Annotated in this window: 17 protein-coding genes, 1 pseudogene and 2 riboswitches; of the genes and pseudogenes, 11 read left to right on the top strand and 7 right to left on the bottom strand. The window is 46.8% G+C overall.

What is annotated here, in order from left to right:
- Position 1: 1 nt before the first annotated feature.
- The 3 genes and pseudogenes from DESYODRAFT_RS17040 (at position 2) to DESYODRAFT_RS17030 (ending at position 4,205) form a co-directional block, all read left to right on the top strand.
- Positions 2-927: pseudogene (locus tag DESYODRAFT_RS17040) on the top strand (sensor histidine kinase).
- Positions 928-1,035: 108 nt separating this feature from the next.
- A complete protein-coding gene (locus DESYODRAFT_RS17035) occupies positions 1,036-1,713 on the top strand; it encodes an ABC transporter ATP-binding protein (protein ID WP_007784977.1) in 678 nt (225 codons plus the stop codon).
- The gene (locus tag DESYODRAFT_RS17030; RefSeq protein ID WP_007784976.1) at positions 1,710-4,205 is read left to right on the top strand and encodes an FtsX-like permease family protein; all 2,496 of its coding nucleotides are present in this window, start codon (positions 1,710-1,712) and stop codon (positions 4,203-4,205) included. The genes DESYODRAFT_RS17035 and DESYODRAFT_RS17030 overlap by 4 nt, the downstream gene beginning before the upstream one ends.
- A 579-nt stretch (positions 4,206-4,784) precedes the next feature.
- Here the strand turns inward: DESYODRAFT_RS17030 and DESYODRAFT_RS17025 are convergent.
- Both DESYODRAFT_RS17025 and DESYODRAFT_RS17020 read right to left on the bottom strand, forming a co-directional pair.
- Complete coding sequence (locus DESYODRAFT_RS17025) at positions 4,785-5,831, bottom strand: DUF3231 family protein (RefSeq protein WP_007784975.1); 1,047 nt, start codon at positions 5,829-5,831, stop codon at positions 4,785-4,787.
- Positions 5,832-6,284: 453 nt separating this feature from the next.
- A complete protein-coding gene (locus tag DESYODRAFT_RS17020; protein WP_007784974.1) occupies positions 6,285-7,136 on the bottom strand; it encodes a diguanylate cyclase domain-containing protein in 852 nt (283 codons plus the stop codon).
- 236 nt (positions 7,137-7,372) lie between these two features.
- Here DESYODRAFT_RS17020 and DESYODRAFT_RS17015 point away from each other — a divergent pair, with 236 nt between their 5' ends.
- The 3 genes from DESYODRAFT_RS17015 to DESYODRAFT_RS17005 all read left to right on the top strand — a co-directional run bounded on the left by DESYODRAFT_RS17015 (position 7,373) and on the right by DESYODRAFT_RS17005 (position 10,636).
- On the top strand, positions 7,373-8,092 hold the full coding sequence (locus DESYODRAFT_RS17015) for a helix-turn-helix transcriptional regulator (protein ID WP_007784973.1): 720 nt from the start codon (positions 7,373-7,375) through the stop codon (positions 8,090-8,092).
- Positions 8,093-8,183: 91 nt separating this feature from the next.
- Positions 8,184-9,086, top strand: a complete 903-nt coding sequence (locus tag DESYODRAFT_RS17010) for a DMT family transporter (RefSeq protein WP_007784972.1) — start codon at positions 8,184-8,186, stop codon at positions 9,084-9,086.
- 275 nt (positions 9,087-9,361) lie between these two features.
- Positions 9,362-10,636 carry a two-component system sensor histidine kinase NtrB gene (locus DESYODRAFT_RS17005; RefSeq protein WP_007784971.1) on the top strand — a complete coding sequence of 425 codons (1,275 nt, stop codon included), beginning with the start codon at positions 9,362-9,364 and terminating at the stop codon, positions 10,634-10,636.
- A gap of 23 nt (positions 10,637-10,659) precedes the next feature.
- On the opposite strand, the gene DESYODRAFT_RS17000 is transcribed toward DESYODRAFT_RS17005, so the two are convergent.
- The 4 genes from DESYODRAFT_RS17000 to DESYODRAFT_RS16985 are packed head-to-tail and all read right to left on the bottom strand — an operon-like array spanning position 10,660 to position 14,708.
- The gene (locus DESYODRAFT_RS17000) at positions 10,660-12,066 is read right to left on the bottom strand and encodes a vWA domain-containing protein (protein WP_007784970.1); all 1,407 of its coding nucleotides are present in this window, start codon (positions 12,064-12,066) and stop codon (positions 10,660-10,662) included.
- Between the two features lie 6 nt (positions 12,067-12,072).
- Positions 12,073-13,200: an ATP-binding protein gene (locus tag DESYODRAFT_RS16995; RefSeq protein ID WP_007784969.1), complete on the bottom strand. Its 1,128-nt coding sequence runs from the start codon at positions 13,198-13,200 to the stop codon at positions 12,073-12,075.
- 12 nt (positions 13,201-13,212) lie between these two features.
- Positions 13,213-14,016 (bottom strand): hypothetical protein, encoded by an 804-nt coding sequence (locus DESYODRAFT_RS16990; protein WP_007784967.1) that lies wholly within the window; start codon positions 14,014-14,016, stop codon positions 13,213-13,215.
- Entirely contained in the window at positions 14,016-14,708 is a 693-nt protein-coding gene (locus tag DESYODRAFT_RS16985) for a class I SAM-dependent methyltransferase (RefSeq protein WP_007784965.1), read from the bottom strand. The genes DESYODRAFT_RS16990 and DESYODRAFT_RS16985 overlap by 1 nt, the downstream gene beginning before the upstream one ends.
- 196 nt (positions 14,709-14,904) lie before the next feature.
- Positions 14,905-15,046, top strand: a riboswitch (molybdenum cofactor riboswitch).
- A gap of 90 nt (positions 15,047-15,136) precedes the next feature.
- On the opposite strand from DESYODRAFT_RS16985, the gene DESYODRAFT_RS16980 reads away from it, so the two are divergent.
- The 5 genes from DESYODRAFT_RS16980 (at position 15,137) to DESYODRAFT_RS16960 (ending at position 20,777) form a co-directional block, all read left to right on the top strand.
- Positions 15,137-16,174 carry a FecCD family ABC transporter permease gene (locus DESYODRAFT_RS16980; RefSeq protein ID WP_007784962.1) on the top strand — a complete coding sequence of 346 codons (1,038 nt, stop codon included), beginning with the start codon at positions 15,137-15,139 and terminating at the stop codon, positions 16,172-16,174.
- Positions 16,174-16,974 (top strand): ABC transporter ATP-binding protein, encoded by an 801-nt coding sequence (locus DESYODRAFT_RS16975; protein ID WP_007784961.1) that lies wholly within the window; start codon positions 16,174-16,176, stop codon positions 16,972-16,974. The genes DESYODRAFT_RS16980 and DESYODRAFT_RS16975 overlap by 1 nt, the downstream gene beginning before the upstream one ends.
- Positions 16,975-17,079: 105 nt before the next feature.
- Positions 17,080-18,210, top strand: a complete 1,131-nt coding sequence (locus DESYODRAFT_RS16970; protein ID WP_007784959.1) for an ABC transporter substrate-binding protein — start codon at positions 17,080-17,082, stop codon at positions 18,208-18,210.
- A gap of 280 nt (positions 18,211-18,490) precedes the next feature.
- Positions 18,491-18,622: riboswitch (molybdenum cofactor riboswitch) on the top strand.
- Between the two features lie 158 nt (positions 18,623-18,780).
- On the top strand, positions 18,781-19,476 hold the full coding sequence (locus tag DESYODRAFT_RS16965; protein WP_007784957.1) for a Crp/Fnr family transcriptional regulator: 696 nt from the start codon (positions 18,781-18,783) through the stop codon (positions 19,474-19,476).
- A 95-nt stretch (positions 19,477-19,571) separates the two neighbouring features.
- Positions 19,572-20,777 carry a molybdopterin molybdotransferase MoeA gene (locus tag DESYODRAFT_RS16960; RefSeq protein WP_042339817.1) on the top strand — a complete coding sequence of 402 codons (1,206 nt, stop codon included), beginning with the start codon at positions 19,572-19,574 and terminating at the stop codon, positions 20,775-20,777.
- 104 nt (positions 20,778-20,881) lie between these two features.
- Here the strand turns inward: DESYODRAFT_RS16960 and katG are convergent, their stop codons facing one another.
- Positions 20,882-23,077: a catalase/peroxidase HPI gene (gene katG, locus DESYODRAFT_RS16955; RefSeq protein ID WP_007784954.1), complete on the bottom strand. Its 2,196-nt coding sequence runs from the start codon at positions 23,075-23,077 to the stop codon at positions 20,882-20,884.
- Positions 23,078-23,389 lie beyond the last annotated feature (312 nt).

The raw sequence follows: 23,389 nt of genomic DNA, 5'->3' as shown, positions 1-23,389 counted from the left end.
TATGGATAAGTGGATCTGGGCAGCAGGGGGAGTCGCTGTTGCTGTAACTGTGACTGCCCTGGCAGCTATTGTAATTCTCTGGCAACGGAGAAAAATGCGGCGGCTCATGGACTCCTTAAATGCCATGCTGGACAAGGCTATCGAGGGCAGCTTCGCCGAAACCGCTTTCGATGAATCCCTCTTGTCGGCTACAGAGGCCAGAATGGCACGTTTCTTAGCGGTGTGTGCGGTGTCCTCCCGAAATCTGGCTGCGGAAAAGGATAAAATAAAGGGCCTGATCGCGGACATTTCCCATCAGACCAAGACACCCATTGCCAATCTCCTGTTGTATTCCCAGCTTCTTGAGGAGTATGAGCTGCCGGAGGAATGTTCCCTCTGCGTCAATGCGCTGTCAGCTCAGGCCCAAAAGCTGGATTTTCTGATCGGAGCCCTGGTGAAAGCATCCCGTCTCGAAAGCGGAATCATTGCGGTATCCCCCCGGCAGGGTGAGGTGCAGGCCTTGATTGAAGCAGCCATAGCTCAAATCAAATTAAAAGCCAAGGAGAAAGGAATCCGTCTTGAAGCAGAAAGGGCAGTGGGTACGGCCTACTACGATCCCAAATGGACGGTCGAGGCTCTATACACATCCTGGACAATGGGGTGAAATATTCTCCCCCGCAAAGCCTGATCCGAATCCGGGCTATTCCCTATGAGCTCTTTTACCGGATTGATATCTCCGATGAAGGAATGGGCATAGCAGAGGCAGAACAAAGCAAAATCTTTGCCCGTTTTTACCGTTCTCCGGCAGTGAGCGGACAAGAGGGCGTGGGGCTGGGGCTGTTTCTGGTCAGGGAAATTCTTGCCGCCGGCGGCGGATATATCAAGGCATCCTCTAAACTGGGGCGAGGCTCGATATTCTCGGTTTTTTTGCCTACTGAAAAACGCTGAAATCTTACAAAACTGTTAGATCTGAGAAAGAATAAGGAAAGATTGTTGTGTTATCCTGTCTGTATCAAGGAAGAATGTGATACAGACTTTTCTTTTGGAGGAATGATCATGGTTATTTTAAAAACAACGGACCTGCGCAAATATTACGGGGATGGTGATACGGCTGTCCGCGCCTTGGACGGGGTGAACCTGGCGGTGGAAAAGGGGGAATTCGTCGCTGTGGTGGGCACTTCCGGCAGCGGCAAATCCACTCTGCTTCACCTGCTCGGGGGACTTGACCGGCCCAGCGGCGGGACTGTTTCCGTGGATGGCAAGGAAATTTTCTCCCTGAAAGATGAGGAGCTGACGATTTTCCGGCGGCGCAAGATCGGCTTCGTCTTCCAGAGCTATAACCTTGTGCCGGTGCTCAATGTCTATGAAAACATTATTTTGCCCATCCAATTGGATGGCAACGAGCCGGATGAGGAGTATGTCACCCGGATCGTTCAAACCTTGGGTTTGGAAAGCAAGCTGCAGAATCTTCCGAACCATCTTTCCGGAGGCCAGCAGCAGCGGGTCGCCATCGCCAGGGCCATAGCCGCCAAACCGGCCATTATCCTGGCCGACGAACCCACCGGGAATCTAGACAGCAGAACCAGTCAGGACGTGATGGGGCTTCTCAAAGTGACCGGGGAAAAATTCGGGCAGACCATCGTCATGATTACCCATAACGAAGAACTGGCCCAGCTGGCCGACCGGATCATTCGGATTGAGGACGGTAAACTAGCGGGCGGTGGACAAATATGATCAAGGTGAAAAACAACCAAGCCATCCGCACTCTGGCTGACCGCAACTTCCGTGCGGCCGGAACCCGCAACGTGATTGCCGTTATTGCCATCGCCCTGACGGCCATTCTCTTCACCAGTGTTTTTACCATGGGCTTCGGCCTGGTAGAAAGCATCCAGCGGGCCTCCATGATCATGTCCGGCGGAGATGGGCATGCCGCTGTTAAATATGTCAGGGATGAAGACTATGAACGGATCAAACAGCATCCTCTGGTTAAGGAAATGGCTTATTGCAAAACCCTGAGCGATAGCGTGGATAACCAGGCCTTGATCAGGCGGCATACAGAATTCTGGTACTATGATGATGTGGGGCTGAAGTACGGTTTTGCGGAGCCCACAGGCGGGCGCAAGCCTCAGGCCGGGAACGAAGTGATCGCCGATACCAAAACCCTGGAGCTGTTAGGGGTTCCTCAGGAAGTGGGGGCACCGCTTACTTTGGAGCTCACGGTTCATGGCCAGCGGGTCTTGCGGGATTTCATTCTGGCCGGCTGGTGGGAAAGCGATCCTGGATTCAATATCGGTCAGATTTTTGCCTCACATGCTTATCTGGATGTCCATTCGGATGAGCTGCAATATACCTATGCCGAGGATAACTCTTTGACAGGTGCCGTCACAGGTTACATCAAATTCGCCGGCAGCCTGAACATTGCGGAAAATCTGGAGCGGGTTGTGACTGAAAGCGGCTTCTCCATGGAGGAGGGCGCCTCTAACTACCTGGCTACCGGCATCAACTGGGCTTATCTGTCCACAGGAGTGGGGATGGACGCCGGAACCATGACCGCCCTGGCCAGTGCCCTGCTCCTGTTTGTCCTGACGGGCTATCTGATTATTTACAATATCTTTCAGATCTCGGTTTTGCGGGATATCCGTTTTTATGGCCTGCTCAAAACCATCGGTACCACCGGCCGTCAGCTGCGGGCTATCATCCGCCGTCAGGTCCTGAGGCTCTCCCTGATCGGCATTCCGCTGGGGCTTCTGGCAGGATTCTTTGTGGGGAAGGCCTTGGTGCCCTATTTGATGGAGCGCTCCAGCTACGCCGGCAGCGGGGTTTCTGTATCTCCTGATCCCCTCATCTTCGCGGGCGCTGCTCTGTTTGCTTTATTTACGGTCTGGATCAGCGCTCATAAACCGGGAAAAATGGCGGCCAGAATATCCCCCGTGGAAGCGGTGCGCTATACGGATCATGAGCACAGCGGCAGCAAAAAGCTTAAAAAATCCCGCCATGGCGCTAAACCCTGGCGGATGGCCGTGGCTAACCTGGGGCGCAACAAACGCCGCACAGTGCTGGTTATCCTCAGTCTCAGTCTCAGCATTGTGCTGACCAACACGGTATTTACAATGTCGCAAAGCGTTGACCTGAATAAAGGACTGGAGAAGTTCAGCGACTCAGACTTCCTGCTCGGCCATGCCAATTTGTTCAAGAACCAATACGACGGTGAAAGCAGTGCCCTCAGCGAGAATTTTATCTCTGCTGCCGGCGCTCAGGAAGGATTTGAAATAGGGGGACGCCTCTATGGCTCCTGGGCCAGCTATCAGAGCAGGACTTCAGCTCAAACCATGAACCGGCAGCCGGACGGTTCCTTGGCCACTGCCCTTTATGGGCTGGAGGAATTCCCCTTTTCCCGCTTGAAGCTTGTGGACGGTGAGCTGGATAAGGAAAAACTGGCTGCCGGGGATTATATCCTGGAAGGTGTACAGGCGGATGATCAGGGAAAGGTGGAGACCGGCCGTTTTAATCACCAGGTAGGGGATAAGATCACCTTGAACTGCGGCGGCACAGAACGGGAAATGACAGTTTTGGGCCATGTGGTGGCCAATCCCCAGACCAATACCAATGGTTCCTGGATAGGCTCGGCCTTCTTTTTACCGTCTGATATCTACCGGGAGCTGACCGATAATTCCTTCCCCATGAGCTACGCCTTCAATGCTACGGAAGATCGGGAGAAGGGCCTGGAGAACTTCCTGAAAAGATATACTGCGGAAATTGAGCCTACTATGAACTATAGCTCGAAATTTACCGCCCTGTCCTCCCTGGAGGGCCTGCGGGACACCGCCGTTCTGATCGGCGGCAGCTTAGCGGCGATTATTGGGATGATTGGTATACTCAACTTTGTCAATGCCGTCTTGACCGGCATCTTGACCCGTCGCCGGGAATTGGCCATGCTGCAGAGTATCGGAATGACCCGCCGGCAGTTGGTTGGCATGCTCTGCAGCGAAGGCGGCTATTATGCAGCCTTGACTGGGGTGAGCTCCATCCTGCTGAGCTTAGGTTTCTCACTGCTTATCCTGCGTCCTTTGAGCGAACAAATCTGGTTTTTAAGCTATCGTTTCGTTTTCTGGCCTTTGCTGATTATTCTGCCCCTGCTCTTTGTGCTGGGAGCCCTCGTTCCCTATGTCGTTTATTATGCAACCACTAACCAAAGCATTGTGGAACGGCTGAGGATGGCCGAATGAACAGGAGAACGGCATCAAGGCAGGTCTTTTGAGGGAGTGATTTTCCGTAGATGGAAGTAAGAAGAGCTGTTTCGCTACTATTGCCATGGCGAAACAGCTCTTTTCTTTTTCCGCAAATAATTAGTTAAAGGTAAGAAGCTGGCTGGGATCTACATCAAGGGCTTTTGCTATCCTGTATAAGGCAATCATTGATATCCCATAATCAAATTGCTGGCCGTGCTGAATCTCACCAATGTGGGTTTGTTCGCCTGGTGCACGAGTGGGTACCATCTTGTTTTTGCGCTGTTTTATGCCATTGTCTATGGGCTGACGCCAGAGTGTATTATCGGATTGTCAGCTGGGGGATGTCTGAATGAGCGTTCAAATGGTGCACCGATGCACCATTTGAAACTACACCCGAGGGCTCATTTTCTTATATAACTCGATTGGTGTAGTAATCCTGAAGACAAATTTAAACCTATCGAAACTCGATAGGTTTAGAATACAAAGCAGGATAACTATGGCTCTGTATGACTGTGTATCTAAAACCTGCCCGTTTTTTTCGGCAGGTTTTTCATTCATGATGAATAGAACTATGTATTAATGCAACAATTCCTTTCGATCAGTTGTCTCTGGAATTTTTTCCAACCATTTATTTTCTATCATCAGTTTTGCAGCATCCTTAGATAGGTCTATAAGCTCGGTTGCAAAACTACGGTAAGCAGCAACGAGTTTTACATTTGGGCTATTGGGTATGGCAATTCCATATCCCGCAATGATATAGGCTATGGATGCTGTGGCATGACTCATCATTAATCGGTCACTATACGGTGACTTCACAGAGTCTGTAACATGATAATCAATTGCTGAGGGTTTCGGTAAGTGTTGGTTGTCTAAAAAAGATTCTAATTTTGCAATTTGTTTATCGGAAATAAGGATGGATTTTTTAAAATGATCTCTTACCGTGTTGGAACTAACAATTTGACTAAAAGCGATTGTTTGGAGCCTTATGAGTATCTTTGCTTCCAAGAGTGAAATCACATGGCTTAATTCTATGGCGTTTATAGGTCTCGTATTACCCCAAAGCAACGAACCGGCATAATCCGTATTTTCTACAAATTTTATGCTCTTTGGAATCTCAATATAAGGAGAATGAATCAATGCTTTTTTAGTTATTAGAAGATCTGTAGCCTTTTCGATTAGCTCTTGAGAGGTATCAATACACTCTTTAAAGTAGTTTCGAATATCAAGGCGAACGGAAAGCGTAAATGACTGACTATAATTGATCAGAACTAATTTATGCATTAAACGCGTATAGGCCAGTTTGAATTCATCATTAAACAAATTTTCGGAGCTAACATTAACATCCTGCTCTCCAAAAGCCGAAGGAATGGGATGATGAATGGCATTAAATATTGTTTCCATGGCATGTACCCTTTGGCTGGATAGATCAAGTGCCTGCTGTAATAATGCCCGAATATCGGGATCTCCTGTTTCCTGGACATATTGTTTCAGCATACAAACAGAAATTGTTTCCGCCTGGTAGCTCGTCCAGAGATGGCCGATTTCCGATGAATTGGGTAATGCCAAAGAGGGAATTCCTAGAGGCATTTGTTCTGATTGAGCCCTATTTACTTGTTGCTCCATAGTGTTTTTCTCCTTAATCTAGTTTATTTACTTCAGTATTTAAGCTTCATACTTTTGTTTATTCGTTTTAGCGAAAAAGAGAATTGACTTGCTCTTTGCAAATTAATACATAGATATATCCATAATGATCGTACCGATCAATCCACTTAACATCCATATATAAGTTTTGTTTTGCACTTTACCGATTTCTCTGTTGATCTTCATGTTTAAACTTAACTTAGTTCAGGTTTTCCAAATTAAAAAATAATAAACTGGAAATATTTATTGAGATGCTGCAGGCGGCCTTAATAAGCAGTTGGAGCCCCGGAGGCTATCCTTACACCGGGGCTGATTCAAAACATTTATGAAGTTAAGGCAAATGTCATCCGAAATAGGGATAAGGGCATGAATCCAAGTCAGGGAGTGGATTCATGCCCTTATTATTTTGCAAAATGTCGGCACAAGAATTTGATTTTACGATACGGATTGCTTAAAGTACTTCCCTTCACCCAAATAGAAGGCTTGCTTATCTTGGTACATTCGTTGGTCGGCCAAAGACAAAACAGCTTCCATCTTCTTTTCTTCACAGGAAGTAGCATAGCCCAGGCTTAAGTTTAATACCGCGGGGCTGTTCCTGGTGGGAAGCTTATTTTTGTCCTTGATTCTGTTTTCGATCATTTTTAGAACGGATTCCTGATAAGAGGTGAGAATCAGAAACTCATCACCGCCAAAACGGAAGACGAAATCGGTGTCCCTGACACTGTCTCGGATCGCGGCTGCAGCTTCCCTGATGATTCGGTCACCTTCTTCATGGCCAAAATGGTCATTAATATACTTCAGGCCATTAACATCAAGCATAATAAGTCCGTAGGGCTTGGAGTCCCTGATATAGCTCTGAATAATATCCTGGAAGAGATTGCGGTTATATAGTCCTGTGAGGAGATCGGTCTCGGAATTTTTCTTTAATCGTTCCAGGCTTTGCTCTCTTTCTGTGACATCCTTGGTGATAATCATTGCTCCGGCGAATCTATCCGGAATATTGATGGGGGAATAGGTATTTTCGATAAACTTGTGGGGAGTTCTAATCACTCTGTGCCATTCCATATTGGTAAATTGATTGAGTTTCTCAAGGACTTTGTGCTGAGTTTCTTTTTTATGACAGGAGAGAATGTTGTTATCAGGGAGGTTATAGTTCCACCCAAGCAATTCGCCGGCCAATTGATTGAAATAAATAATTTTTCCGGTATTGTCAACCAGAGTTAAACCAATATTTAATTCGGCAAGGATAGTATCCACGATCTCAGTTGGAATGGAATTGTTGTTCATAAAGGCCTCCCCTAATTCAGCATATTCGATAATTAAAGATTATCAAAATGGCGCGAAGTGTCAAGAAAAGAAATATCCTTAACTTTCCTGTGTGGAGGAGAAGGAAAGACTGTTGATTGTTACATTGGTATAAAAATCCCCTCGGATAAATTATTTATATGAATGTTAAAGTATGGTGTTAAACTGATATTATATGAGTAAGTTACTTCAATACTTATAAGAAAGGTGAGGCAGTTGTGGATAATAAAATAATTTGTGAAAGCAGGACTTATGCGGATGCCATGCAAACCCATGATCACAAATTTGTTCAGTTAATCATGCCGCTTCATGGGGCATTAAATATCAAGACCGACGCAAAGGAATTAAAGTTGGATGAAGCTCATCTGTTTTTGCTTCCCCCTTCCTGCCGGCACACCTTCTGGGCAAAAGATCGTAATAAATTTCTTGTCTTAGATATTCCCCAATTTATGTTTCAATTGGGGGAACTGGACAGATTTCCAGGGGGAAGAAACTATGAAATGGATGAAAAATGGAAAGCAATCAGATTCCTTCTGCTAAGTGAAGCTGATAATACCCTCGAACCATCAAGGATCAGTTCTCTCTTCCATTATTTTTATCCCATCTTAACAGTGAATAAGATTCCGGATTCGGCCAAATATATTCAGCAGCACTATAACGAAGATATAAGCTTGGAGAAGCTCGCCGCCTTAGAACATTATACTGTTAGCTACTTTTGTTCCTGGTTTAAAGGCCTTATGCAGTGTACTCCGATGGAATTCCTGAAAAAAACGAGAATTGAGAGGTCAAAACAACTCCTTCTCGGGACAAATCTTAATATTTTACAGATTGCCTGGGAAGTGGGATATGCCCATCAATCTTCACTAAACAGGATTTTTAAAGATATCGAAGGCATTACTCCGGCAGAATTCAGGCGGAACAATATGAAGAAGAGCTAAATTATATCCTAATTCCGGTAAAAACAACGATCTCCTTAGGTTTTATTATGGTTACAGACAAGAATTGCTGAATACCCTAAAGGAGAACAAAATGAAACAAAATGAGACTTTTTTTTCGATACTGGTACTGGCAGCGGCGATGCTATGGGGAACAACAGGCACAGCCCAGTCTTTCGCCCCACCCGGCGCTTCGCCATTATCCGTAGGATCTGTACGCCTGGCGGTAGGCGGAGCGGCTCTTTTAATTTTTGCCTGGCGGCGGGGAGCTTTGAAAGGAAAAACACTATGGCAGAAGTGGAATACATTTTTTGCTGCCGGATGTATGTCTGCCTATCAGCTTTTCTTTTTTGCCGGGGTTTTGAAAACAGGAGTAGCTGTGGGAACGGTGGTGGCCATCGGCAGCGCGCCGGTGTTCGCCGGCTTGATTTCTATGATTTTCCGCCGGGAAAATCCTGGACTGAAATGGGCTGCAGCCACCCTGCTCTCTGTAATTGGATGTGTTTTATTGATTACAGGCGGCAAGAAATTGGAAGTGAACTCCATTGGTGTTGTTCTTGCCTTGGGGGCCGGTGCTTCTTATGCACTTTATGCCGCCGTCAGCAAGGAACTATTGAAGTCTCACCCCCCTGAAGCTGTGACCGGGGTTGTGTTTTCCATTGGTGCATTATTCCTTTCTCCGGTTCTGTTATTTTACAATCTGGATTGGCTGAAGACCATTCAAGGTATCAGCGTTGCCCTACATTTAGGATTGGTTGCTACTGCCCTTGCTTATGTTTTATTTTCTCATGGTTTGGCAAAAATATCATTCCCTAAGGCAGTTACGTTGACCCTTGCGGAACCGGTTACTGCAGCTGCTCTGGGGTTATTTCTGCTGAAAGAAAAGTTATCCCTCGTTTCCCAGGTCGGGATGATTTTAGTTTTTGCCGGATTGGTTATCGCGTCTTTGGCAGGGTTGCGTAAAAAAGATAGAATCAGGAAAGCTTCAATCAGTTAAAATGGAGTTAACAAGTGAGCAGATTAAGGGGATCAATTTAGAAGAATCTGAATAAAGAGAGCACTGGCATGCAGAGAATTGCCGGTGCTTTTTAGTTGGTGTAGATATAAAAATTACAAAGTGTGATATAAAAGAAAAAAAATGTAAAAAGTTAGAGGGATTTTGCATCATATGTTGAAAGTAATATACAAGACAATTTTATAATTAATTCAAAAAAGTACAATCATTAAAAACATTCAGGAAATGACAGGATTTTCAATCGAGTAAAGAAAGGGATGATTATTGTGGGAGAAGAATGCAAAGGAAATGTTCTGGAAAATACCATGTCCGATGGTTGGAAGAATGAAATCCCCTTTAGTACATGTTGCCTTTCTAAGCCACGTTTAGCGTTAATCCAGGTCAATAAAAGTTCAGATGTCAACAGAAGAAGCTTCCTGAGAAAAACGACAACCTGCCAGGAAGACTGCAGGGCGTACCCGAATGCTATCAATCAAGGCTGTATTATGTTTGAGGGAGCAAGGAGGCGGAATACGCTCCAAAAGTATCGCCTGCTTTTTGAAAATTCACCGGATATCTTTTTATTAATTGATTTACAGGGAAATATCCTTGAAGGGAATAAAGCGGCATTAGAAGCCTATGGTTACACCCGCGCAGAGTTAAATACCATGAGAGTCCATGATTTAAGGGCAGCAGATTGCAGACATTTAATCAGGCGGCAAATGCATGAAGCTTATCACAAAGGAATTACCTTCGAAACGGATCATCTCCGGAAGAACGGAGAGCGTTTTCCCGTAGAAGTACGAGCCTTTCGATTTGAAACCTTATTATTAAGTTTTGTTCAGGATATATCCCGACGCAGGCAAGGGGAGCGGGAGGCTTTAAAGAATGAAAGCATTAAGGTTATCGGCAAGGTTGCCGCAGGTCTCGCTCATGAAATTAGAAACTCCATAACAGGTGTGCATGGATTTCTTCAACTTGCGGCGGATGGCATGATTACTCCGGAACGATTTTTGAAAAATGCCGGCTTTATGCTTAAAGAACTAAACTCAGCTGATTTCGTTATCAGTGAATTGATCTTGGTTGATCCAAACAGAAGTCTGAATTTGGAAATAAAGAATTTGAATCAAATTCTCTTGGCAATGTCTCCAGCCTTGCAAACTTTAGCAAGGTCTCAGGGAAAAACATTGGACATCCAACTGGAAGAGCTCCCGGAGATATGTTTAGATGAATTTGAGATACAAAAGTTAATAAAGAACCTCGTCAACAATGCCTTAGAGGCCCTCGACAAAGGAGGCAAGGTCACTATTGAGACTTGCCGGTGGATTAATAGTTTATCATTAATAATCAGAGATAATGGATCAGGCATACAGTCGGATATTATCAACCAATTGGGAACCCCGTTTTTGACAACCAAGGACACTGGAATTGGCTTAGGGCTGGCAATATGCAACAGTATCGTGATCCGCCATAATGCGTCGTTAACCATTGAAAGCGGTCATTGGGGTACGAATGTCTGTGTTACATTTAACATACAGCCGGCCACAGTGTAATCCAGAGAGGTCGCTAATGTTTTTCAATTCAGGCTTTCCTGGTCATTCATTGAAAATCCCTCTCGTTTAACATCGCTCATCGTTAAGGAGTCGTCTTTTAGTTCAATCTTCTTGAGTCTTTTAACGGCTCCATAGGCATCTTTCAAGGAAAGCTTATCTCCTTGCCCGGAAATAACCCATAAGGTTTTATACCCCTTGGGTATTGTCAGAAGCTTTTCTTCACCTTTGCCGTCCGTAAAATAGATTAACAAATTAACCTTATGCTGATTGGCATATTCAAAAACCGGGGTAAATCGGGTGCCCCCTCTGATATTGATTCGATCTTTAATATCCTTCACCGATCTGACCTTATACACCCGCCGGATTTCACTGTCACATTCGATCAGCGTAATTTCCTGATTATAATTTCTAACGATATCCAGGACTTCTTTAACGGCTTGATTAAACTCCTGATCACTGATGCTGCCGCTGATATCCAGGGCAACAAGGATTTTGGCTTTATGACTCCTAAGTTGACCTCTTATATCTAATCGCTCGGGCTGTCTTCTGTTTCGTCTGGTCATCGTCTTCTTTTGATTGCTTTCAACCGTTCCCATCAGCCGCTTAAGATATAAATTCCAGGGCAATTCACTTTTGCTGTTTTTCAGGGATGAGATCATGCTTGCTAAGTAATTGGGAATGCTGCCTTTTTGGGCATCAGCAATAAACTTCTCCGTAAATTCCTGAAGGGTTTTGTCATCCATATCCCTGGAGTCTGCCCAAAGGTCATGAGTTTTTTCAGGATGATACTCCGTTTCTATTGTTTCGTCCTGAGCGCGATCAGGTGCAGCATCCTCATCCTCATCCGCTTCCAGCAAGTCCAGGGCAGCTTGAATCTCTTCCACATAATATTCAAAGGGTTTAAAGGGCAGGAGGTCCAACGAATAAGTTAAATTGACCCATTCTAAGGTAACCGAATAGGGGGGGAGATGATCTAAATAGGTATTGACGACGATGTTCATGGCCAGATTAATGGCTAAGGTGCTGTAGGCGGCCTTAAATTCTCTGGCTCTGATTAAATGCAGGGATAAGATATGGAGTATTTCGTGTTTAATGGTACTTTCCATTTGCTTGAGATTAAGATTTAAAAAAATGACAGGGTTAAAATAGATAACATATTTAGCCCCTTTAAAATTCACGGCAGTAGGGCTGCTGATGTCAAAGCGTATGTCTCTGGCCATTTGCAGCAAAAAATAGCCATAGAAATTATCCTTGTCTTCCATAAGGCTTAAATTAACCTTATTAACAAGGCTGAAAAAATCGTCTTTAAACTCTTGGGGTATAGTTATTTTGGCATGACTATTTTTGCGCTTTGCGTTGAAGAAATTATTGATAATACTATCTGCTTTTTCGTAAAGCCTTTTAACCTGCTTATCAAAAAAAGTTTCCATGGCTGATCACCGGATTAAACCATAAGATTCAAAATAGGATTCGATAAACCCTTCATTTTCGATGGCCGGTTTGTAAACCTCAGGATAACTGTTTTTTATATCCTTCATGATTCCTATCTTTAAATCCACGGGATAGAGGTTTAAAAACTCAATCAGTCTGTCCACGTAAAAACCCGAATCATCACGATCATTGAAGATAGCTGCTTCTAAGCGTTTGAGAATATTTTTGGCGGCTAGATAAAGCCGGGTATGACTTTCCTTTTTTACGTTTTCTCTGAGGGATTCAGGCAGAAAATGTCCTGAAAAAACATCCTCATAAGAGATAAGCGGGCGATAATCGGATTCCACAAAGCTCATAAACTCTTCGGCTATTAAGCGTCCGACGTTTCCTTGGACAACATTTAAAAACACGGATCTGGGTATGGAATCGTTGTTCTCTTTATAGACCTTATAACTGCTGGAAATTCGCTCATAGCTTCTGGGCGTGGCTCTAAGATCATCTTCGTTGATCTTATGCAAATATTCGGGGAAGACAGAGATAAACTCGATAACCTTCTGCTCAATTCCGGCCTCAATGGCCCAAGTGATCCACTGATGATAATCAGGCTCCATGAATAACCAGACAAATCTATTTTCTTGAGCGGCATCCATATCGACCACCTGGTAATCAAAATCCGAACCGTATTTATTGGAAGGATTCATGGCTGCTAAGATTTTTACCCCTTCAGGCAGGTTATAGCCATTGATTTCTCGATTTAAGATTAGATTCATCAGTTCCTGCTGGACGGTATGTTCACAACGGTTGATTTCGTCGATAAATAAAAGAACGGTTTTGCCCCGCGCTATTTCTTCATCGATTTCCCGCAGCTTATGATGGACGGCATAGACTGTCGCCTTCTTTTCCACCGGGTCTGCTTTGCCGTTAACCCCTGAATAGGATTCTATGGTGGGCAGACCGCCGATTTCCCCTTCTTTAAGGAGATTCCCATTTATAACAATTAAACTCCAATGATTTGCCTGAGCAATTTCTCTGGCTAAGGCTGTTTTGCCGATGCCGCTTTCCCCAACGATTAAAGGAACTTCTCCTGTGGATAGCACTAAGTCAACACTTTTTAAGGTGTCTGTAAAATTCATGATGTCTCACTCCTACAGCATCTTCAGCTTTTCATCAACAGCTATTTTTTTCGCCTTTTTGCTTCCATATTTATAAATAAACATGACCTTGTCCATGGGCAGAAGGCCGCTGTTTTGATGGATATAACTGCAATTTAAAAAATCCCGGACATAGTTTTCGTCTACATCTTCCCTGGCTAGGACTTCCTTTAAAACTTGTTCTAATTCAGAGTTAGATAGTTTCTGCATAACATAGTTAATCACTAAACTATTGGTTTTCAGAAATTCTAAGATTTTAGGTTTATCTAAATTATTGATAAAGGTAATAGCCCTCTCGTTCTTCTTGATGGCCAGAAGCTCCGCTTGAGGGGTTGGAGACTTAATATATCTTAAGGCATCATAACTGATTTTTACAGCCTCTTCCTGGACACGCTCACTAGGCTCCTGGATAAACTTAATGGAATCGTAATTTTTTCGTACGGCTAATAACTGCAATTCCTCACTTGGATTCTGAACATATTTGATAGCCCAGCCGGCTTGATTGATGGCCAATTTGATTAACGGATCGGTTGGGCTTTCAATATACTCTAAGTTAACCCAGCTGTCATTGATTGCTTTGGTCATCATATCCTCGGTAGGGTTATTGATAAATTGAATCGCCCGGCTATTATTGTCCAGGGCTAATTTCTGCATCTCTGGAGTTGGATTTTCTATATATTTTAAGGTAAGTCCATTTTGTTGAACAGCCAATAACTTTAGCTCATCCGAGGGATTAGGGATGTAGGCTATGGCATTGGGGTTAGTCCTGATCATTTCCATAAGCTTTGAGGTTTTCATCAGTCCTTTACCCACTTGGCCACCACAAACCCAGGATTGCCTTCTTTTTTCTCCTCCATAGCCAGGGCTTCGGCTGTTGTTTGAACCTTGGGCGGGAAGAAGAGACATTCGCCGATTTCGGCAGGTACACCGATTTGCCAGGAGCTTATTTCTTCTTTGCTGTAAAGAGCAGCACGGGCGAAGACCGAAGCGGGATTGCTGCGGGCTGCCTCCGCATAGTATTCACTCCAAGCACTCCTGCCGGCGATGAGTCCGATCACCATACAGCCCCCGGGTTTTAAATGACTAAAAAGTTTTTGCAGGACCTTTTCCGGTTCCGGTATGAATTCAAAGGCGGTCATGGAAAAAATCCCATCATAGAATACAAGTTGATCCAGAATTTCTGTAATATCCGCATGACGCCAGTGAACAGGCTTAGCGTTTGCGGTGTTTTCCGCAAGGGCCGCTAGTTTCGTTTGGGCCAGAGCCATCATTTCAGCGGAAATATCCACAGCAGTGACTTCGTATCCCTCCTGCACAAGCCAGCCGGTATATTGTCCGGTACCGCAGCCGATCTCCAGAACCCGGGGCCCCGGTGCCTTAAACATGGATTGAGCCAGATGACGTTCAACTTGGTCCGATACGGAGCCAAGCTCTGTACCATACCAGGAATCATAATGTGCGGCGACGTGGTCAAAAAGTGCTTCCTTCATTTGCAATCACCCTCGTGTTCAAATTCTTATATTTAATTTGTAAGGTTCTGCTTTTGGCTTTTTAAATCCTCCTTCAGGGGGTTGGCAGGTCGAATTATGCAACGTTGCACAATTTGACCTGCTGATCATCAAATATTTTAGGACAGGTTATAAATCGAACAGACAATTTCCACCTTTATATCGTAAAATAATACAAATAATAGGTCTTTTCCGTGTTCTGACAGCTAAAAGGATAACTCATGCTGTCAGAACCTGAGTCTGAACTTTACGGGCTCACGGGGTTATGATTGGAAACGGTCTAACCTTCACTTTTGAGAAGGAAAAGCTGCGGCAGAAGAATGCCTTACCGCTGAAGATACTGATGCGGCTTGCTTTTAATTCCTCAAAGCAGGTCGCATTTTTATATATAAATAAGAAGGGAGAATAATATGAAGCAAAGTTTAAGCCGCAGTGAACAAAAAAGGCTGCTGAACCTTAAGCTGTTTGTCCTGTTAGGGGTTTTAATAGTCATTTTCATCGGCTCATTTAATTTTGGACGTTACAGCGGCATCAGCCTTCGCGAAGTTACCTTGATATTTATGAGTAAAGTGTTCCCTATAAGCCCTACCTGGCCGGATTCTTTTGAGACAGTTGTCTTTTATATACGATTTCCCAGAATCATTGCGGCAGTTTTGATCGGCGGCTTGCTGGCGCTGGCCGGGGCTTCTTATCAGGCCGTTTTTAAAAACCCTCTGGTTTCCCCGGATATCCTGGGAGCTTCCGCAGGGGCGTCCTTTGGAGCGGCTTTGGCTATTTTTAACGGCTTGGGAGCGGTCTGGATTCAGATTTCGGCTTTTGCCATGAGCTTGCTGGCTGTGGGCTGTTCCTGTCTTGTCGGCAGCAGGATTAAGCGCGACCCCGCTCTGGCCCTGATTCTTTCCGGGATTTTTGTATCCTCATTGGCCAGCGCTCTGGTGTCTTTGCTGAAATTCCTGGCCGACCCGCTGGACAAACTGCCGACCATCACTTTCTGGCTGTTGGGCACCTTGGCCAATATTACCATAACCGATATCGGCTGGGCGCTTATCCCCATGGTGATAGGAGCGGTGCCTCTGATCTTGCTGCGCTGGAGGCTGAATGTTCTTTCCATGGGTGAAGATGAAGCTAAGGCCTTGGGTGTTGAGACGAAACAATTGAGGATTGTTGTTATTGTCTGCGCCACCATACTGACTGCCGCGTCTATTTCCATTGGCGGCTTGATCGGCTGGGTTGGTTTGGTCATCCCTCATTTGGCACGCATGATTGTCGGACCCAACAACAAGTTTTTGCTGCCCGCTTCCCTGATTATCGGCGGTAGTTTCCTGCTCTTGGTGGATAATTTTGCCCGCTCCCTGTCCAGTGTGGAAATTCCTCTAGGTGTTTTGACGGCGATTGTCGGCGCGCCCTTCTTTATTTCCCTCATGCTGCGCGGAAAGGAGGCGGCCTAATGCTATTTGCCTTGAAAAATGGGGTTTGCGGTTATTCGGCGGACAAGCCGGTTTTAAGAAACATAAATTTCCAGGTTGCGGCGGGGGAAGTTCTGTGCATTTTAGGCGCAAACGGCGTAGGGAAATCCACCCTGTTCAAATCCATGCTGGGCTTGATCCGGATGTTAGGCGGATCAGTTACTGTTGACGGGGCGGACATCAGCCAATGGTCCAGAGCTGAAATTGCCCGGACTATCGGCTATATTCCCCAGGCCAATAATCCGCCCTTTTCCTATTCGGTGTTGGATGTGATTTTAATGGGCAGGACAGCCTATTTGGGAATGTTTGCCTCCCCGCAAAAAGAGGATGAAAGGATCGCAGAGGGTGTGGTTGAGCAGCTTAACATTGCCAGATTGATTGACAAGCGCTATCAGGAACTGAGCGGAGGAGAACGGCAATTGGTGCTGATTGCCCGGGCGCTTGCCCAACTGCCGAAAATCCTGATCATGGATGAGCCGACGGCAGCTTTGGATTTCGGCAATCAGCAGATGGTGCTGAACCAGATATACCGGCTTTCTGAGAAAGGACTCAGCATCATCATGGCCTCCCATTTTCCCGATCATGCCTTTTTGTATTCTCACAAAGCGCTCCTGCTGAAAGACGGGGGGATTTATTCAACGGGCAGCCCCAATCAGGTCATCACAGAGCATAGCCTGAGGGATCTTTATGCTGTTGAGACGAAAATCATCAACACGGGTATTCTGCCGCGTTCCGCCGTAACAGGCTCGACAGACATAAAAGTATGCGTTCCGCTGTCCTAGGGCGGAAAAGAGGAGGGAAGCAATAAGTTGCCAAATAATTGTGAACCGGCAGATGCCTAGGATATAAAATTTTACCATGGTCATTTAAGAGAGGAGAAATTTGTCATGAACAAGAGCATAAAAGTAATTAGTATCGTTTTGGGGTTTCTAATGATGTTTTCCGTAGTGGGCTGCAACAATGCACCTCAAGCTGCCAATGGAACGGCAGATAAAGCTGCCGGGCAGGAATCCCAGGTTGTCACCAAAGTGGATATGGCCGGAAACAGTGTTACCTTACCCGCCAAATTGAATAAAGTGGCTATCACCTCCTGGATGGGTTCCTTTGGCGCAGTTGCCCTGCTGGGAAGAGTGGATTTGGTGTCTGCCATGGCGGATACCAGCCGTTATGCCTGGATGCGGCATGCCTTTCCCCAGATTCTCAGCATTCCCGATTATGGCAGCTTCGATAAAGTGAACGTTGAAGAAATGCTGAAATCCAACCCGGATGTTATTATCTCCCCTAATTCGGCTGCTGAAGCCAATAAGAAAATGAAGTCCCTGAATATGCCTGTGTATATTGACGGGATGATGACGCCCAACTCCGATGACGTGTTTGAAGGCTGGCACAAGGAATTGCTGGGGGTTGCCGATCTGATTGGCGAGACGGAGAAAGCAGAGCAATACCTGAAATATACCAATGATATCCTGGCGATGGTGAAACAAAGGGTGGACGGGATTCCGGAATCCCAGCGCAAGACAGCCCTTGTCGTCCGTACCACTATGCTTGAGGTTTTTGCCAATAATATTTCCTGTGGCTGGGCTGTGAAGGCGGCAGGCGGTATTAACGTAGCGGCCGAGGCAGGCAACCGTTACTTCACGACCAGCGCGGAAAATATCACCCAGTGGAACCCGGACTTTATTTTCCAGACCATTGTCACCACACCTTTTGATGAAAAAATGGCTGCCTATTATGACGAGTGGAAGGCGGATAAACGCTACCAGAATATTAAGGCAATCCAAAGCGGGGACGTTTATATCATGCCCATGGGGGTCACCCAGTGGAACGGGGATGTGGAAATGGCCCTGGGAGTGCTGCAGATGGCCAAGATTATGTATCCCGAGCAGTTTAAAGATATTGATGTTAAAGCAGAGGCGGAAAAGTTTTATAAGACCTTTATGAACTATGATCTCGGCGCGGAGGATTGGAAGATTATGGCTCCCAATTTCAACCATGCCAAGAGCAACGGACTTTCCTGAAAATAATGATCAGGAACCGGTAAACGTTGAATCGCTGAAAATATCCTTCTGCGCGGATTAAACGCAAGAAGGATATTTTTTTAGAGTGCTTAACTATAATCTGCTTATTGCTTGTGCATAAGAAAAAATAAGACCATCTACCCGGATACAAATAATGGTACTAATGGTACATAAAATATAATGTAAACAAAAAGCAAGCTATTTATCTTTTTATTAGTTTGTGTTATGTTATGTTGTGTAGTGTAGTGTAGTGTAGTGTAAGATAAACAACTCTTAATAACTGAATATTTAAATCCGAGCTTTTTATTCTAAAGGAAGCTGCCCATGAATACTAAGCCTAAACCGGAGGGTTTACGGGGTTAGACAGGAAACGGTCTGGCCTTCACTTGTGAGAAGGATGATGCTTAAAAACAGAGAAATCTGTTTTTAAAAAGCGTGTCCTTTTAACCGGCTGGTTTATTTCCTGATCCAGCCGGTTTTTTCTATTGTTGGTTTTGGAAGAAATTGCCCCCCTCCGGAGATAAGATGCGGAAGGGTAAGGGGAACAGCGGGTTCTTAGGAGGTGAGCCGATGAAAAGCGAAAAACCATATCAGAAATACCTGGCACTCATCAAAGACCACCCGCTGTTCCGCGGATTGAGGGAGGAAGAGATTCCCGGTCTCCTCGACTATCTTTCAGCGGCAGTGGAGACCATTGAGGCAGGAACACCGATCAATACTGTGGGCAGCCGTGGCGATGATTCTGTTCGCTCCTGCTGTATCCTGGCCGGCTGCGCTCAGCACATCAAATACGACGTCCGGGGTAAATGCTCGATTTTGGAGTATATAGTCTCCGGCAGCCTGTTAGGCTGCAGCCAGGCTTTTGCCGGCATGCCCTGTCAGATAAGCAGTATTGTAGCGGCTGAGAAGTGTATCTGCCTGTACCTGGATCTGAAAAAGCTGGATAGGGGGAATGGTGAGAGTTGGGATAGTCTGTCCCGGCTGAGTTTAAATCTGATCCGGATCTTGGCGGAGCAGAATCAGCGAATGCTCCAAAAAATGGATATCGTGGCTCACAGAACCCTGCGGGAGAAAATCCTCACTTATTTGTCCCAGGAGCGGGATAAACAGCAAAGCGATACTATCTATATTCCCTTCAGTCGGCAGGAAATGGCAGATTTTCTGTATGTAGAACGAAGTTCCTTGTCCACGGAGCTGGGCAAGCTCCGGCAGGAAGGCCTGCTGAAGTTTCATCACAATCACTTTCAGTTTACGATTAATAAATAAAGGGCGGAAGGGAAACGCTCCGCAGAAAATTTCCTCAGATAAGGAGTACATAAAAATGATCAGAGCAGCAATTTATGGCGAAGGGAGAAACAGATATGAGTGAAAGAACGGATTTTTCCGTCACCAGAGCGGAAGCCTTAGAGTTATTGTTAAAAGCTTGGAACCCGAAAGATGAAGGAGAATGGATTTCCTTGGAAAAGGCTTTGGGACGGGTCACGGCAAAGCCCCTCTATTCCCGAAATACTATGCCGGTTTACCGCATTTCCCAGGCGGATGGAATCGCCGTCCGCTCCGCTGATTTTATCAACGGACTGCCGGATACCCTCCGCTGGGTGAAGGGTGTTGACTATGTTCAGGCCGATACCGGGGATGATTTCCCCGATGAGTTCGATACCATCATCCCGGTTGAGGAGATCTATTACGACAGCAACAACCGGCTTGGCCTGGCCGAGGGCTTTATTTTTAAAAAAGGGGACTGTGTGGGAGAGGCGGGGACTGCGGTTCGGCAGGGGGATCTGATTGTGGAAGCTCATGTCCGGCTGACTCCCCTGCACCTGGCCATGCTGGCCCTGGGCGGAATTTATCAATTGGAAGTTATCAGAAAACCCAAAGTCATTTATATACCTACGGGAAGCGAGCTGATCCATGCCGGAATCAAACCGGAGCGGGGCCAAACCATCGAAAGCAACAGTCTGATGGTTGCTGCCCTGCTGGAGCAATGGGGAGCGGAGGTGGCATGCTATCCGATCATCAAGGACAAACCGGAAGAATTGGCGGAAGCTCTGGACAAAGCCTTGATGACAGCCGATCTGGTTCTCATCAACGGCGGCTCCTCCAAAGGCGTCGAGGACTTTAATACCGGCCTGCTTGAGAAAAAGGCCGATCTTTTCCAGCACGGTATTAAGGCCGTTCCCGGAAGGCCGGTGGGTATTGCCATGATTGGCGGTAAACCGGTGATTAACCTGCCCGGCCCTACTTTTGCCGCTTTTCTGGCTATGGACTGGTGTGTATGCGGACTGGTTCACCATTATTACGGCCTGCCGGCGCCCCGGCGCCCGAAGCTCAGAGTCAGCTTGACCAAGCCTCTCCAGAAATGGCCGGATTATGAAACCTATGTCAGGCTGATTCTGGCCAGGCGGGACGGGAGCTATGAAGCCACCCCCTTGGGTTGGGATCAGAACCTGCCCGACTCCCTGCTGAAAATGAACGCCCTTTTTATCGCACCTATAGGTGTCTCAGAGTATCAAGTCTGCGACGAAGTTGAGGCGGAGCTGTTATGCGGGCCTGAGCATTTAGTTTAATTTCAAATATAAGGCGGAAGCACGTTCTCAAAGTGCTTCCGCCTTAACAATGGTTAATATGTCTGATAGTAATGTCTTTTAGTGCAAAGCCATTTGGGCTGTGATCAGGCCAGGTCGAAACGATCTGCGTTCATCACCTTGTTCCAGGCGGACACGAAATCATGCAAGAACTTATCCTGAGAGTCGTCACAGGCATAGACTTCTGCAATGGCCCGAAGCTGGGAGTTGGAACCGAAGACGAGATCGACACGGGTGCCGGTCCACTTCAGTTCGCCTGTTCCGCGGTCGCGGCCCTCGAAGATATTTTTATCCTCGGATGCGGCCTGCCAGGCTGTACCCATGTCCAGGAGATTCACGAAGAAGTCATTGGTCAGTGACTCCGGTTTTTTGGTGAAGACACCGTGCGGAGACTGTCCGTAATTGGCATTCAGGACGCGCATGCCGCCAAGCAAAACCGTCATTTCGGGAGCGGTCAAGGTCAGCAGTTGGGCACGGTCAAGCAAAAGTTCTTCCGCCGATACGGAAACTTTGGTTTTCAGGTAGTTGCGGAACCCGTCTGCTTTGGGTTCGAGTACCGCGAAGGAATGCACGTCGGTCTGTTCCTGGGTTGCATCTGTGCGTCCCGGTTTGAAGGGAACCAATACATTGTTGCCGGCATTTCTTGCCCCTTGTTCGATACCTGCACAGCCGCTCAGGACGATCAAGTCGGCGAGAGAAACCCTCTTTTGGCCGGACTGGGCGCTGTTGAATTCTGTTTGGATTTTTTCAAGGGCCTGCAGCACAGTATTCAGCTGACTTGGCTGGTTGACTTCCCAGTCCTTCTGGGGTGCCAGACGGATGCGCGCCCCGTTGGCCCCGCCGCGTTTATCAGAGCCGCGGAAGGTGGAGGCCGACGCCCAAGCGGTTGTGACAAGCTGGGAGACAGACAGGCCGGAAGCCAGGATTTTCCCCTTGAGATCCGCAATATCCTGTTCATTAATCAATTCGTAATCCACTGCAGGCACCGGGTCTTGCCAGATCAGTTCCTCCCCGGGAACTTCAGGACCGATATAGCGTGAACGAGGCCCCATGTCCCGGTGGGTTAGCTTGAACCAGGCCCGGGCGAAGGCGTCGGCGAATTCCTCAGGGTTTTGCAGGTAGCGCCGGGCAATGGGTGCGTAGACCGGGTCGTAGCGAAGGGAGAGATCTGCCGTGGTCATCATGGGCCGGTGCCGCTTGGACGGGTCGTGAGCGTCAACTACCATGTCTTCTTCGGCCACGTCTTTGGCCAGCCACTGATGGGCACCGGCCGGGCTTTTGACCAGTTCCCACTCGTATTTGAACAGTACCTTCAGATACCCCATATCCCATTGGGTGGGGTTCGGCTTCCAGGCACCTTCAATGCCGCTGCCGATGGTATCCCCGCCTTTGCCGCTGCCGAAGCTGCTCTTCCAGCCGAGACCTTGTTCCTCAAGGCCGGCGGCCTCGGGTTCCGGACCGACATGCGCCGCATCCCCCGCGCCGTGACACTTGCCGAAGGTGTGTCCGCCGGCGACGAGGGCGACTGTCTCTTCATCGTTCATGGCCATGCGGGCGAAGGTTTCCCGAACATCATGGCCGGAGGCGACGGGATCAGGGTTGCCGTTCGGCCCTTCCGGGTTCACGTAGATCAGGCCCATTTGTACGGCGGCCAGGGGATTCTCGAGATCCCGGTCGCCGGAGTAGCGCTTATCGCCAAGCCACTCGGTTTCAGAACCCCAGTAAATATCCTCTTCCGGCTCCCAAACGTCCTCACGTCCGCCGGCAAAGCCGAAGGTTTTAAGTCCCATTGACTCAATAGCGCAATTGCCGGCCAGGATCATCAGGTCTGCCCAGGAAATTTTCCTGCCGTATTTCTGTTTGATGGGCCAGAGCAGACGGCGCGCCTTGTCGAGGTTCACGTTGTCAGGCCAGCTGTTAAGGGGCGCAAGGCGCTGGGAACCGGATCCTGCGCCGCCGCGGCCGTCGTTGGTGCGGTAGGTGCCTGCACTGTGCCAGGCCATCCGGATGAAAAGCGGCCCGTAGTGACCGTAATCCGCGGGCCACCAATCCTGGGAGTCGGTCATCAGGGCATATAAGTCCTTTTTCAAAGCTGCCAGATCGAGCTTCTTGAATTCTTCAGCATAGTTAAACTCTGGAGTCATCGGGTTACCTAAGCTTGAGTTCTGATGAAGAATCTTGAGGTTCAACTGGTTTGGCCACCAGTCCCTGCTAGAGGTGCCACCGCCTGCAGCGGCATTTTGCGTTCTTCCGGTTACCGGGCATTTGCTTCTTTCATCCATAAACTTCCTCCTCATAATAAAATCTTGAATAGGTGCTGCATATCTGGATTGTCAAGGGAAGGGCAGAGATTTTCGGCGAAGGGGAAATACTGTCTCCGACCTTGACAACGATGCCGGAAATTCATAAGTTTGTTACATTTTTAATGACTGCCTGTCAAACATATTGAGATCTAATAATGGGTATGTAAAATTGTAACGATTATAATTTTTATTATATAGTAAAATAAGAAAGATGACAATAAGAATAAAAGTTATGGAGTTCAAAAAAGTCATTGTTTTCTTGTTCTTTAATTGTACACGATCTGCCATTAT

Origin of the sequence: Desulfosporosinus youngiae DSM 17734 (genome assembly GCF_000244895.1) — a bacterium.
Taxonomy (GTDB): domain Bacteria; phylum Bacillota; class Desulfitobacteriia; order Desulfitobacteriales; family Desulfitobacteriaceae; genus Desulfosporosinus; species Desulfosporosinus youngiae.
This window is presented reverse-complemented; position numbering and strand designations above follow the sequence as displayed.